Origin of the sequence: Limnohabitans sp. 2KL-27 (assembly GCF_001269345.1) — a bacterium.
Lineage (GTDB): Bacteria > Pseudomonadota > Gammaproteobacteria > Burkholderiales > Burkholderiaceae_C > Limnohabitans_A.
Map to the genome: position 1 here is coordinate 1,418,675 of NZ_CXOP01000002.1, position 12,268 is coordinate 1,430,942.

The 12,268-nt window shown below is 61.7% G+C and carries 12 protein-coding genes; 4 read left to right on the forward strand and 8 right to left on the reverse strand.

Going from position 1 to position 12,268, the window contains the following annotated elements; all coding sequences use genetic code 11:
* Positions 1-12 precede the first annotated feature (12 nt).
* Together LHAB_RS09655 and LHAB_RS09660 are read left to right on the forward strand one after the other, a co-directional pair.
* Entirely contained in the window at positions 13-627 is a 615-nt protein-coding gene (locus LHAB_RS09655) for a class I SAM-dependent methyltransferase (protein WP_090045785.1), read from the forward strand.
* 29 nt (positions 628-656) lie between these two features.
* A complete protein-coding gene (locus LHAB_RS09660; protein WP_090045787.1) occupies positions 657-1,061 on the forward strand; it encodes a YkgJ family cysteine cluster protein in 405 nt (134 codons plus the stop codon).
* 409 nt (positions 1,062-1,470) lie between these two features.
* Here the strand turns inward: LHAB_RS09660 and rpoD are convergent, their stop codons facing one another.
* From rpoD to yjgA, 3 genes are all read right to left on the reverse strand, one after another.
* On the reverse strand, positions 1,471-4,008 hold the full coding sequence (gene rpoD / locus LHAB_RS09665) for an RNA polymerase sigma factor RpoD (RefSeq protein WP_090045789.1): 2,538 nt from the start codon (positions 4,006-4,008) through the stop codon (positions 1,471-1,473).
* 381 nt (positions 4,009-4,389) lie between these two features.
* Complete coding sequence (gene mog / locus LHAB_RS09670) at positions 4,390-4,986, reverse strand: molybdopterin adenylyltransferase (RefSeq protein WP_090047871.1); 597 nt, start codon at positions 4,984-4,986, stop codon at positions 4,390-4,392.
* Positions 4,979-5,638 (reverse strand): ribosome biogenesis factor YjgA, encoded by a 660-nt coding sequence (yjgA, locus tag LHAB_RS09675; RefSeq protein ID WP_090045790.1) that lies wholly within the window; start codon positions 5,636-5,638, stop codon positions 4,979-4,981. Before yjgA ends, mog begins: the two co-directional genes overlap by 8 nt.
* 22 nt (positions 5,639-5,660) lie before the next feature.
* Between yjgA and pmbA the strand changes: the two genes are divergently transcribed.
* Positions 5,661-7,151: a metalloprotease PmbA gene (pmbA, locus tag LHAB_RS09680; protein WP_228763461.1), complete on the forward strand. Its 1,491-nt coding sequence runs from the start codon at positions 5,661-5,663 to the stop codon at positions 7,149-7,151.
* A 38-nt stretch (positions 7,152-7,189) separates the two neighbouring features.
* On the opposite strand, the gene LHAB_RS09685 is transcribed toward pmbA, so the two are convergent.
* From LHAB_RS09685 to LHAB_RS09705, 5 genes are all read right to left on the reverse strand, one after another.
* Positions 7,190-7,636, reverse strand: a complete 447-nt coding sequence (locus LHAB_RS09685; RefSeq protein WP_090047874.1) for a GatB/YqeY domain-containing protein — start codon at positions 7,634-7,636, stop codon at positions 7,190-7,192.
* Between the two features lie 111 nt (positions 7,637-7,747).
* Positions 7,748-7,960 (reverse strand): 30S ribosomal protein S21, encoded by a 213-nt coding sequence (gene rpsU, locus LHAB_RS09690; protein WP_019428257.1) that lies wholly within the window; start codon positions 7,958-7,960, stop codon positions 7,748-7,750.
* Between the two features lie 152 nt (positions 7,961-8,112).
* Positions 8,113-9,360: a BaiN/RdsA family NAD(P)/FAD-dependent oxidoreductase gene (locus LHAB_RS09695; protein WP_090045792.1), complete on the reverse strand. Its 1,248-nt coding sequence runs from the start codon at positions 9,358-9,360 to the stop codon at positions 8,113-8,115.
* A gap of 115 nt (positions 9,361-9,475) precedes the next feature.
* Positions 9,476-10,261 (reverse strand): uroporphyrinogen-III C-methyltransferase, encoded by a 786-nt coding sequence (gene cobA, locus LHAB_RS09700; protein ID WP_090045794.1) that lies wholly within the window; start codon positions 10,259-10,261, stop codon positions 9,476-9,478.
* A gap of 131 nt (positions 10,262-10,392) precedes the next feature.
* Complete coding sequence (locus LHAB_RS09705; protein WP_090045797.1) at positions 10,393-11,082, reverse strand: substrate-binding domain-containing protein; 690 nt, start codon at positions 11,080-11,082, stop codon at positions 10,393-10,395.
* Between the two features lie 88 nt (positions 11,083-11,170).
* Between LHAB_RS09705 and tsaD the strand changes: the two genes are divergently transcribed.
* The gene (tsaD, locus tag LHAB_RS09710) at positions 11,171-12,214 is read left to right on the forward strand and encodes a tRNA (adenosine(37)-N6)-threonylcarbamoyltransferase complex transferase subunit TsaD (RefSeq protein WP_090047875.1); all 1,044 of its coding nucleotides are present in this window, start codon (positions 11,171-11,173) and stop codon (positions 12,212-12,214) included.
* Positions 12,215-12,268 lie beyond the last annotated feature (54 nt).

Here is a 12,268-nt window from a genome sequence, read left to right on the forward strand (position 1 = left end):
CAGGGGCACACCATGAACTGGTACGACCGTGTGGTGTTGCCCTATGTCATCGACATGGCCTGCGGCTTGCCGATGGTGCAAAAGCAACGCCGCCAGTTGGTGCCCCAAGCGCAGGGCCGGGTGTTGGAGGTCGGCATGGGCACTGGCCGCAACCTGCCGTTTTATGACCGCAGCCGCATCACCCGCTTGGTGGGCGTGGACCCGGCCATGCAGATGCACCGATTGGCCCAAAAACGCAGCCGAGAGGCGGGCATTGCCGTCGAGCTGATGGGCCTGTCGGCCGAGCAACTGCCAACCGAAGATGCCAGCTTTGACACCGTGGTCTGCACCTACACCCTGTGCAGCATTCCGGATGCGGCTCAGGCCCTGCGCGAAATGCGCCGGGTGTTGGTGCCGGGCGGCAAGCTCTTGTTTTGTGAGCACGGCCTGGCACCTGACGAATCTGTGCGTCGCTGGCAAGAGCGGCTGCAACCTTTTTGGGGGCCACTGGCGGGTGGCTGTCATCTGGGGCGCGACATTCCTGCTCTGTTGGACGCCGCAGGCTTTGTTGCGAACACGCAATCGGCGTATCTGGCGGGTCCCAGCCCCATGACTTTTCATTATTGGGGCCAGGCGCAGGCGGATTGAAACCTTGTATCCGGGGATAATCATGGCCCATGAGATCCCCCATTGCCGTTGTCGACGTTGACCGTTGCGAAACCTGGACCCGTTACAAAAACGGTTTGTGCGACACCTGCGCCGCCAACTGCTGCACCATGCCGGTCGAGGTCAAGCTGGCCGATCTGGTGCGGCTGGAACTGGTGGACCCTTTTGAGGCCGAACACGAAGACCCCAAGCAAATCGCCAAACGCTTGAGCAAAGCCGGACTGATCGAGCACTTCAACTTCAAGAACAGCATTTTCAGCCTGGCGCGGCGCGCCAGTGGCGACTGCCAGTTTCTCGATGCCAAGACCCGCCGCTGCACCGTGTACGCCAAGCGGCCCAACACCTGCCGGTTGCATCCTCAGGTGGGGCCGCGCCCCAACCACTGCCCTTACGGCAACAAAGCCCAGTCGCGCTGAGATGGCCCTGTGGTGTTTGCACAGGTGCCGCAAGCACTGGGTGCCTCGCCTATACGGCCTTGGCTTTTGAATGCCAATTTTTATTGTTGATCGGCCTCCAGGCAAACGAGCTGAAACGACGGCAACAGTTTTTCATATTTTTCTGGAATTAATTGCTTAACCATTAAATTATTGGCTGGACTGAGCATTTACTGTCCTTTTTGCAGTTATTGATAATTATCTTAATTGAAATCTACATTTTTAATGTACGGTAGCGTACATAAATAAGTTCTTCATTGACCGGGTTTCTCAAAGTCGCTCCCCTGATGGCGGTGCAGGGCTGAATGGGGCGTGTCGAAGGCGCGCTGGGGCATAAAAAAAGCCTCCTGACTTGGCAGTCAGGAGGCTTTGAGCTTCGCCCTGATGTGGTTTACATCGTGTCGATGAAGCTGCGCAGTTTGTCGCTGCGGCTGGGGTGCTTGAGCTTGCGCAGCGCCTTGGCTTCGATCTGGCGGATGCGTTCGCGGGTCACATCGAACTGCTTGCCCACTTCTTCCAAGGTGTGGTCGGTGGACATCTCGATGCCAAAGCGCATGCGCAGCACCTTGGCTTCGCGGGGCGTGAGGCTATCCAGAATGTCCTTGACCACATCGCGCAGACCGGCTTGCAAGGCCGCGTCGATGGGCGCAGTGTGCGTGCTGTCTTCGATGAAGTCGCCCAGGTGGCTGTCGTCGTCGTCGCCGATCGGCGTTTCCATCGAGATCGGCTCTTTGGCGATCTTCATGATCTTGCGGATCTTGTCTTCCGGAATCTCCATTTTCTCGGCCAGGATCGAGGCATCGGGCTCAAAGCCAAATTCCTGCAAGTGCTGGCGCGAGATGCGGTTCATCTTGTTGATGGTCTCGATCATGTGCACTGGGATGCGGATCGTGCGGGCCTGGTCCGCGATCGAGCGGGTGATGGCCTGGCGGATCCACCAAGTGGCGTAGGTCGAGAACTTGTAGCCGCGTCGGTATTCGAACTTGTCCACCGCCTTCATCAAACCGATGTTGCCTTCCTGGATCAGGTCGAGGAACTGCAAGCCACGGTTGGTGTATTTCTTGGCGATCGAGATCACCAGGCGCAAGTTGGCCTCGATCATCTCTTTCTTGGCATCGCGCGAGGAACGCTCACCGGCGTTCATGCGCTTGTTGATGTCCTTGAGCTCATCGAGGGGCACCACCACCTGTGACTGCAGGTCCATCAGCTTTTGCTGCAGGTCTTGCACGGGCGGGATGTTGCGGCCCATGACGGCGCTCCAGCTCTTGCCCGCAGCAGCCTGCTTTTCAATCCACTTGAGGTTGAGCAGATGGGATTCGATGCGTTTGCCGTTTTTGTCGCGGCCGCTGAAATCGGCAATGAAGTTGTCTTGCGGGTAACCGCATTTGTCCACAATGATGCGGCGCAGCTCACGCTCTTTCTTGCGCACATCGTCAACTTGGCCCCGCACCATGTCGCACAGTTTTTCGATGGTTTTGGCCGTGAAGCGGATGGTCATCAGCTCTTCCGACAGGGCCGATTGCACCTTCACATACGCTGGCGTGCCCCAGCCTTCTTTGTCGTACACCTTGTGCACTTTTTCAAAGTATTCGGTGATGCGGTCAAAGCGCTCCAGCGCCTGGTTTTTCAGCTCTTCGAGCTTCTTGGTCAGGGCCTTGGAGCCGCCTTTGCCATCGTCGTCGTCGGCTTCGTCGAACTCGTCAAAGTCTTCCTCGGCCACGTAGTCGTCGGCTTCGTTCAAGTTGGCGAAACCGTCCACCACGGTGGAGATCACCACTTTGCCTTCGCGGATTTCGCTCGCCATGCGCAGGATTTCGGCGATGGTGGCGGGCGATGCGCTGATCGCGGCCATCATGTCCATCAAGCCGCCTTCGATGCGCTTGGCGATTTCGATCTCGCCTTCACGGGTCAGCAGTTCCACGGTGCCCATTTCGCGCATGTACATGCGCACGGGGTCGGTGGTGCGGCCGAATTCGCTGTCCACCGTGGACAAGGCGGCTTCGGCGGCTTCTTCGGCTTCTTCTTCGGTCGAGCCTGTGGGGGCGTTGTCCGTGATGATCAGGCTTTCGGCGTCGGGCGTTTGCTCGTACACCGCCACACCCAGGTCGTTCAGGGTGGCGATCACCACTTCCAGGGTTTCGGCATCGACCAGTTTGTCGGGCAGGTGGTCGCTGATTTCGCCGTTTGTGAGGTAGCCACGGGTTTTGCCCAGCTTGATCAGGGCCTTGAGGCGGTCGCGGCGCTGCTTCATCTCGGCTTCGGTCAGGACGGTTTCGTCCAAGCCGAATTCCTTCATCAAGGCGCGCTCTTTGGCCTTGCTGATCTTCATGCGCAGGGGCTTGACCTTCTCCGCGGTTTCGGAGCCCGCTTCGACGACCGGTTCGCCTTCGAGGTCGGCTTCAATGTCCAAATCGTCCTCGAGGCTGGGCTCGGCGATGCTGCCCTTTTTCTTGGGGCCGCGTTTGGCACCGGTGACGACTTTTTTGGCAGCAGGTTTTTTGTCTTCGACCGGGGCCGCGACTTTGGCGGCTTTGGCGGGTTTCTTCACTTCCACTTCGGCCACAGCCTCCTTGGCTTTGGCGGTGGATTTTTTGACAGGGACTTCAGTTTTCTTGGCTGGCACGGAGGCGGCTTTCTTGGCAGGCTTTGCAGGAGTCGCCGGGGTTGTTGTTGCTTTGACCTTGCTCGGTGCTGCCTTGGCTGCTGGTTTGGCTGCCGTTTTCGCTGCAGCTTGGGCAGCGGCTTTGGCAGGCGCCTTGACCTTGGTCACCACGGGGGCTGACTTTTTGGCTGGGGCTTTGGCAGTGACAGGGCTTTTGGCTTTGGGCTTGGCGAGGGGCGCGGGGGCTTTTTTGGCAACAGCGGTCTTGGCAACGGGTTTGGCTTTGGCAGCGGCCTGGGCAGGCTTCTTCGACTTTTGAGCAGGCATGAACGAACACCTCAGAACATCAAAACAGACAAGGAAACGGACACAGTCAGCGCCAAATACATCCCGGCGCGGGCGTGGGTTAAGACACAGACAGACTCCCTATATGGGCGTTTAATCTGCAATGGCAAGATGGTGGGCGAACATTTGGAATGCAGTCCTTGCGGAACGGTGACCGGCCCACATGGGGGCGTCGCGCGGTTGGCGGTGGTCTAGCCGGAGGTGCTGCTGTCGCTCTTGCCGAAAACGTGGATTATACCCAAAGGACAGGTGTGCCCCGAAGGCGGCGGCATGGGCCGGCCTCGGGTCAGGGCCAGGGCAGGGTGGACACCCTTGTGGGCGCGCCAGTCTGGGACCTGCGGCCGCTGAACTTCAAGGCGCGCCTCAGCGTGGGGCTCGGATGGCCGTTTTGGGGCGAAAGGCTTTGCAGACTTCGTCCCGGGTTTCCATGTAAGGCCCACCCATCAAATCGACGCAATAAGGAACGGCTGCAAAAATGCCGTGCACCACCGGTTTGCCCTCGGCGTCTTTGAGGCCTTCGAGTGTCTCGGCAATGGATTTGGGCTGACCTGGCAGGTTGATGATCAGGCTTTGGCCACGGATCACCGCCACCTGGCGCGACAAAATGGCGGTGGGCACAAACTTCAGGCTGATCTGGCGCATTTGCTCGCCAAAGCCGGGCATTTCCTTGTCGGCCACGGCCAGTGTGGCCTCGGGTGTCACATCGCGCAAGGCGGGGCCTGTGCCACCCGTGGTCAAGACCAAGCTGCAACCCGCATCGACCAACTCGATCAGGGTGGCGCTGATGCGGTCTTTTTCGTCAGGGATCAGGCGCGGCTCAAAACGGATGGGGTTGTGCAGGGCTTGGGTGAGCCACGCTTGCAACGCGGGAAGGCCTTTATCTTCGTACACGCCTGTGCTGGCGCGGTCGCTGATCGACACGATGCCGATCTTGACCGGGTCAAACTGGGGTTCACTCATCTTCAGCATCCTCGTCGGGGGTGTTGTCACTCTCGCCACCCGTGAGCACGCTGCGCACCAGCTTGAACAACTCGCGGTAAGCGCGGCCTTGGCGCGGGGCCAGGCCTTGCGATACCGCAGCGTTGGTGACCGGTACGGCATCCTTGCGGGCCTGGCGCACCAGGGCGCGCAGCTGCTGGATGTCGGTTTGCGGGTGGTGCGCGATCCATTCACCCACGGCGTCGTCGTCGGCGATCAGTCGGTCGCGCCAGGCTTCGGCCAGGTGCAGGGCCTGGGTGTCTTTGGCGCTGCCCAGGCGCTGGATGTCGAGTGCTTCGCGGACGGTTTGCAGGGTTTCGGGGCTGAGCAGCCGCATTTGCTTGCCAATGAACTGCATCTGACGGCGCTTGCCCTCAAAGTTGGTGATGCGCTTGGCTTCGGCCAGCCCGTCGACCAGTTTGTCGGGCAAGGCCAGACCTTCCATCAGGTCGCGGCGCAGGGTCAGCAAGGCGGTGCCGAGTTCTTGCAGCTCGGTGCTTTCGCGCTTGAGTTCGGTGCGGCTGGGGCCATCCAAGCCGCCTTTGAGCTCGCGCTTGTACTCCAGGTCGAGTTCGCTGCCCTCGGCAACAAACTGACCGCGGACGAAATAGCCTTTTTTGGGTTTACGGGACATGACTGGGGGAACTCGTTCTCTGGTGCAGCGCAGGGGCTGGGTGGCAAGTATCATAGCGGCCACTGCGGGCCTGGTGCCCGCCATTTTTTTTGAGACCCCTTCCGTGAAAAGTTCCGTGAAAAAAAACGCATCTGACGCTGCCGCCCATGCGCATGCCCATGACGGCTTCAGCTACTCGCGCGATCACTTTGAAGAGCTGGTCGACATCGCTTTGAAGCATGCCAAGAAACTGGGAGCCACCAATGCGGGGGCCGAGGCATCCGAAGGCTGCGGCCTGTCGGTCAGCGTGCGCAAGGGCGAGCTGGAAAACGTGGAGCGCAACCGCGACAAGTCGCTGGGCGTGACGGTGTATGTGGATCACCGCCGGGGCAACGCCAGCACCTCGGACTTTTCCAAAGCGGCGATCGAGCGCACCGTGCAGGCGGCCTATGACATTGCCCGCTTCACCGCCGAAGATCCCACGGCTGGACTGCCCGACGAAGCCGACATTGAAACGAATCACCGCGATCTGGACCTGTTTCACCCCTGGGCCATCAACAGCGAAGAGGCTGCCCAGCTGGCCTTGCAGTGCGAAGCCGCAGCGCTCCAAACCAGCCGCCGCATCACCAACAGCGACGGCGCGGCCGTATCGGCCCAGCAAAGCCATTTTTTCAGTGCCCACACGCACGGTTTTCGCGGCGGTTATGCCAGCTCGCGGCACAGCATCTCGGTGGCCCCGATTGCCAAGCTGCCCGGGCGCAACGCCGAGATGCAGCGCGACGCCTGGTACACCTCGATGCGCGCGGCTGCCGAGATGGCCTCCCCGCAAACGGTGGGGCGTTACGCCGCTGAACGCGCCTTGTCGCGCCTGGGGGCGCGCAAAATTGCCACCACCGAATGCCCGGTGTTGTTCGAGTCGCCCGTGGCAGCAGGTTTGCTGGGCGGTTTTGTTCAGGCCGTCAGCGGTGGGGCGCTGTACCGCAAGAGCAGTTTTTTGCTCGACTCGCTGGGCAAGAAGGTGTTCCCCAAACACATCGATATCGAAGAAGACCCGCACCTCTTGCGCGGCAAAGGCAGCTCGCCGTTTGACGACGAGGGTGTGCGCTCGGTGCGCCGCCAAGTGGTCAAGGGCGGCCGTGTCGAGGGCTATTTTTTGAGCAGCTACTCGGCCCGCAAATTGGGCATGAAGACCACCGGCAACTCGGGTGGCTCGCACAACCTGACACTCACTTCGCGCCTGACGCAGTCGAGCGACGACCTGGACGCCATGCTGCAAAAGCTGGGCACAGGCCTGTTTGTGATCGAGCTGATGGGCCAGGGCGTGAACTACGTGACGGGCGATTATTCACGCGGGGCCAGCGGCTTCTGGGTCGAGAACGGCCAGATCGCTTACCCGGTGCATGAGATCACCATCGCAGGCAACCTGAAAGACATGCTCATGGGCATCGAAGCCGTCGGGGCAGACACCTACAACATGGGGGCCAAAACCACCGGCTCCATCTTGGTCAACCGCATGAAACTCGCTGGCAGCTGAGGCCTGCGCCGCTGTGCAGGCCTGGCCCCGGCAATGCCTCAGCCGGCCAGAGCCGCCTTGACCGCCGCAGACACTTGGCCCATGTCGGCCTTGCCTGCCAATTGGGCTTTGACGGCGCCCATCACTTTGCCCATGTCGCCCGGGCCTTTGGCGCCCAGGTCGGCCACGATGGCTTGCACCGCAGCGCTCACCTCTTGGGCCGACATGCGTGCAGGCAGATAAGCCACCAACACGGCCATTTCGGCCTTTTCCTTGTCGGCCAGGTCCTGGCGGGCGGCCTGCTCGAAGGCGGCGATCGAGTCTTTGCGCTGTTTGATCAGTTTGTCCACGATGGCCACCACGGCCACATCGTCGAGCTCCACACGCTCGTCCACTTCCTTTTGCTTCATGGCCGACAGCAGCAGGCGGATGGTGCCCAGACGCTCGGCATCTTTGGCGCGCATGGCGGTTTTCATGTCTTCGGTGATCTGTTCTTTGAGGCTCATGAGAGGCTCCTGGTGGTGTGGAAAGTAGCGGGGCATCAACGAAAAAGCCCGCCTGAGCGTCCTCCAGCGGGCTTGTTTGCAGACCTGGATCAGGTCAAGCAAAAAGGAAGATCAATACATCTTCTTGGGCAACTGCATGCTGCGCACGCGCTTGTAGTGGCGCTTGACGGCTGCCGACTTCTTGCGTTTGCGCTCGGTCGTGGGCTTTTCGTAGAACTCGCGGGCACGCAGGTCTGTCAGCAGGCCGAGTTTTTCGATGGTGCGCTTGAAGCGACGCAGGGCGACGTCAAACGGCTCGTTTTCTTTCACGCGGATGGTGGTCATTGAATCAATTTTCCAAAAATGTGCCGGCTGCAGCCACAAGGGAGATCGGGCCCTTGAAACCCAGTTTCGGCGGTTCCCCGTCACGAACTAGTATTTGGCCGACGGGGGTTTGCCAGCAAAGCCTGAGATTATAACGCTGAATCCGTCTGTTTTCAGGCCCTCGACGGGCTCGCCAGACGATCGGTCAGTGCCGTGGCGCAGGCATGGGCACTGGCCCAAGCCCACTGGAAGTTGTAGCCGCCGAGCCAGCCGGTCACGTCGATCACCTCGCCAATGAAGTACAGACCGGGCTGTTTGGACTCCATGGTTTGCGAGGACACATCGCGGGTGTCCACCCCGCCCAGCGTGACCTCGGCTTTTTTGTAGCCTTCGCTGCCCGTGGGTGTCAGGTTCCAGCTCGACAGCCCTTGCGCCAGCTTGTGCAGGGCCTTGTCGGGCACCTCGGCGGCGGGTCGCTGCAAGGCGGGGTCTTGGCTGACCCAGGCTTCCGCCAGGCGACTCGGGACCAGGCTGGCCAGCTCGTTGCCCAGCAGCTTTTTGGAGCGCAGCTTGGCCTCCTGCAGGCGCTCAGGCAGGTTCAGCTCTGGGGCCAAGTTCAGGCGAATGGGCGTGCCCTCATGCCAGTAACTGGAAATTTGCAGCACACCCGGTCCGGACAGGCCCCGGTGCGTGAACAGCAGGTCTTCGTCAAAGTGCATGCGGCCTTTTTTCTCGCCCGTCTCGATGCCCACAGGCAGCGCGAGTCCGGCCAGCTGGGCATAGGGTGCCCAGGCTTGGCCGTCAAAGGTCAGTGGGACCAGGCCAGGGCGGCGCTCCACCAGGCGCAGGCCAAACTGGCTGGCGATGCGGTAGCCCCAGTCACTCGCCCCGATTTTTGGGATCGACAAACCGCCCGTGGCCACCACCAAGGACGTGGTTTGCAACGCACCCTGGGTGGTGTCCAGGATGAAGCGGGGGGTGTTTTCGGTGGGCGCTGGCACCGCTTGCACCGACTTGACGCTGCAGCCTGTGCGGATCTCGACGCCGCCCGCGGCGCATTCGGCCAGCAGCATGTGGATGATGTCCTCGGCCGAGTGGTCGCAAAACAGTTGGCCTTTGTGCTTTTCATGAAACGCGATGCCATGCTTTTGCACCAGCTCGATGAAGTCTTGCGGCGTGTAGCGCGACAGGGCCGAGCGGCAAAAGTGCGGGTTTTGGCTGATGAAGTGCTTTTGCGGGGCCGAAGCGTCCAGCAGTCGGTTGGTGAAGTTGCAGCGCCCGCCACCCGAGATGCGTATTTTTTCGGCGATCTTGTCGCTGTGGTCGATGACCAGCACCTTCAGCCCGCGCTGGCCTGCCACGCCCGCGCAAAACAAACCCGCTGCCCCTGCGCCAACAATCACTGCATCCCATGTGTTCATGGCCGGGAGTGTAAGGGGATGGGCAGTGAACAGCGGTTGCCGGCAACGGGAGTTGTAGGGACTGGGATGGGTTGCTTGTCGTGCGTGGGCGCTCGCCCCCACAGTGGTTCTGAGCTCAGGCGGCCCGCTGGGTCCATGACTGTGGCGTGGCGGCTTGCCATGCCCGGGCACCTTGCACCACGTTCCCCACCACCATGATGCTGGGGCTTTGGAGCTGTTCGCGCTGCAGGGTGCCGACCAAGTCGCCCAGTGTGGTGAGCGCTTGGCGCTGTGTGGGCAAGCTGGCGTGCTGCACCACCGCCACAGGGGTGTGGGCGGGCAGGCCTTGCAGCAAGCCTTGGCTGATCTTGTGCAGGCTGCTCACGCCCATGTAAATCACCAGCGTCAACTTGGCTTGGTGGGCCGTGGTGGCCAATTGCACCCAGTCGGTGCCGCTGTCGCCGGGTTTGGCGTGGCCGGTGACAAACACCACGCCGTGCGCATGTTCGCGGTGGGTGAGCGGCGCGCCCAGACTGCTCAGGCCCGCCAGCCCCGAGGTGATGCCGTTGACCACCGCCACGTCAATGCCCGCTGCGCGCAGGTGCTCCACCTCTTCGCCGCCCCGGCCAAAAATGAAAGGGTCGCCCCCTTTGAGGCGCACCACCCGCTCACCTTCTCGGAAAGCGGTGACCATCAGTTTGTCGATGAAGGCTTGGGGCGTGCTTTGGCAGCCGCCGCGCTTGCCCACATGGATGATGCGTGCGGTGGGCGAGGCGTGGGCCAAGACGTCGTCGTTCACCAAGTCGTCGACCAGCAGCACGGTGGCGTTGGCAATGGCTTTGACGGCTTTGAGGGTGAGCAGTTCCGGGTCACCGGGACCGGCACCGACAAGGGTGCAGCTTGGGGTAAAAAGTGGGGACATGGGCGGTCAGAAATCGGCACGGGCATTCAGTGCTTCCAATTTTCTGATCTATAGGCGGCGCTTACAAATACATATTTAGCATATGTTGAATGACGCGGTCCCAGCCCACGAACTTGCAGAGGTGCCCGCGATCAGGCCGTTTGCATGCCGTGCTGCAATTTCAGTGGGGTGCAAGCCGCCGATGCCCAAAACGCCAACAAGGCCCGCACTGCCTCGGCTTGGAGGCTGTTGGCTGCCACTGAGCCAGAGAACGTGGTGATGATCTCTACCGCCTGCGGCAGGCCGCCCACGATGGTGATGCCGGGAACGCCCAGCATTTCGCTCAGCTGCTGAAAGCCCAACGCCACTTGGCCCTGGGCCACCAGCGAGCCCACGGGCACGCCGGGTTGGGCCTGCACGATGCGTGGGGCGATGGTTTCGGCGATGCCCCAGGCCTCAAACTGCCTGGCCAGTTGCACGCCGCTGGGGCCGGTCGAATAGCCCAGTGTGGGGGCGGCGAGGATGGCGGCCTTCAGTGCGGCCTCGGTCGAGATGTCTGGCACGGGTTGGCCCGCGGGCACGGCCACCGCCACGCCCGAGCGCACCAGATCAACGCGGCTGCCCGCCAGCACATGGCCGCTGGCGGTCAGTTTGTCGATGGCGTCGCTGGCCAGCACCACGCCGTCCAAGGCTTCGCCCGCTTGCACGCGCTTGGCCGCATCGACGCCGCCGACCGACTCGACCTGGATGTGGATGCCCGGGGTCTGCGCTTGGTACAGCGCCACCAAATCGGCCAGCAGCGGCTTGGTGGCCATGGAGGAAATCAATCGGAGAGTGGTCATGGTGCGGGGCTTCAAGTGCAGAGTCGTGCTGCCCAGGATTATGGACAAGCCCCGTGTCACCGCCCATGCCCCGCTTAAACTCGCTGGTATGCGAATTTTGGGTATCGAATCTTCCTGCGACGAAACCGGTGTGGCCTTGGTGGAAACCACCGGGGACGCCATGCCGCGGCTGTTGTCGCACGCGCTCTACAGCCAGATCGAAATGCACCAGGCCTATGGCGGTGTGGTGCCGGAGCTGGCCAGCCGCGACCATATTCGCCGGGTGCTGCCGCTGACCCGCCAGGTGTTGAGCGAGGCAGGGGCCACGCTCGGCGACATCGACGTGGTGGCCTATACCCGGGGGCCGGGGCTGGCCGGCGCGCTCTTGGTGGGTTCGGGCGTGGCCTGTGCGCTGGCCGCTTCATTGGGCAAACCCGTGCTGGGCGTGCACCACCTCGAAGGGCATTTGCTCTCGCCGTTTTTGAGCGCCGACCCGCCCGAATTCCCCTTCATCGCTTTGCTGGTCTCGGGTGGCCACACCCAACTGATGCGGGTGGACGGCGTGGGCCGTTACGAATTGCTGGGTGAGTCGATCGACGACGCCGCAGGCGAAGCCTTTGACAAGTCTGCCAAGCTCATGGGCTTGCCTTACCCTGGTGGGCCGGGCTTGTCGCGTCTGGCCGAGCAGGGCAATCCGGCGGCCTACAAACTGCCGCGTCCCTTGTTGCACAGCGGCGATCTGGATTTTTCTTTTGCAGGCCTCAAAACCGCCGTGCTGACCCAAAGCCAAAAAATCGGGCCCGCAGCCCACACCGAAGGCGCACCCGAGCGAGCCGATCTGGCCGCGTCGACCCAAGCGGCGATTGTGGAAGTGCTGGTCAAAAAATCCATGAATGCCCTCAAAACCTCGGGCATGAAGCGTCTGGTGGTGGCCGGCGGCGTGGGCGCCAACCGCGAGTTGCGTGCCCAGTTGAATGCCGCCTGCGCCAAGGTGCAAGTGCGTGTGCACTACCCCGAGCTGCACCTGTGCACCGACAACGGCGCCATGATCGCCATGGCCGCTGCCATGCGTTTGCAGTCGGGCGCGCAGGTGGCCGAGGCGCGTTACAGCTTCGATGTGAAACCGCGCTGGCCTTTGCATGAACTGGTTTAAGCCGAGCCGTTAAACTGCGCGACTTTTGGCCCCGACCCGTGTCAGCACGGGTTC

Bases quoted from the DNA above. Each gene is read 5' to 3' on its own strand.
- LHAB_RS09685 (WP_090047874.1), bottom strand. From the start codon at position 7,636: ATGAGCCTCAAAGAACAGATCACCGAAGACATGAAAACCGCCATGCGC.
- rpoD (WP_090045789.1), bottom strand. From the start codon at position 4,008: ATGCCTGCTCAAAAGTCGAAGAAGCCTGCCCAGGCCGCTGCCAAAGCC.
- mog (WP_090047871.1), bottom strand. From the start codon at position 4,986: ATGAGTGAACCCCAGTTTGACCCGGTCAAGATCGGCATCGTGTCGATC.
- rpsU (WP_019428257.1), bottom strand. From the start codon at position 7,960: ATGACCACCATCCGCGTGAAAGAAAACGAGCCGTTTGACGTCGCCCTG.
- LHAB_RS09660 (WP_090045787.1), top strand. From the start codon at position 657: ATGAGATCCCCCATTGCCGTTGTCGACGTTGACCGTTGCGAAACCTGG.
- cobA (WP_090045794.1), bottom strand. From the start codon at position 10,261: ATGTCCCCACTTTTTACCCCAAGCTGCACCCTTGTCGGTGCCGGTCCC.
- LHAB_RS09705 (WP_090045797.1), bottom strand. From the start codon at position 11,082: ATGACCACTCTCCGATTGATTTCCTCCATGGCCACCAAGCCGCTGCTG.
- yjgA (WP_090045790.1), bottom strand. From the start codon at position 5,638: ATGTCCCGTAAACCCAAAAAAGGCTATTTCGTCCGCGGTCAGTTTGTT.
- LHAB_RS09695 (WP_090045792.1), bottom strand. From the start codon at position 9,360: ATGAACACATGGGATGCAGTGATTGTTGGCGCAGGGGCAGCGGGTTTG.
- LHAB_RS09655 (WP_090045785.1), top strand. From the start codon at position 13: ATGAACTGGTACGACCGTGTGGTGTTGCCCTATGTCATCGACATGGCC.
- tsaD (WP_090047875.1), top strand. From the start codon at position 11,171: ATGCGAATTTTGGGTATCGAATCTTCCTGCGACGAAACCGGTGTGGCC.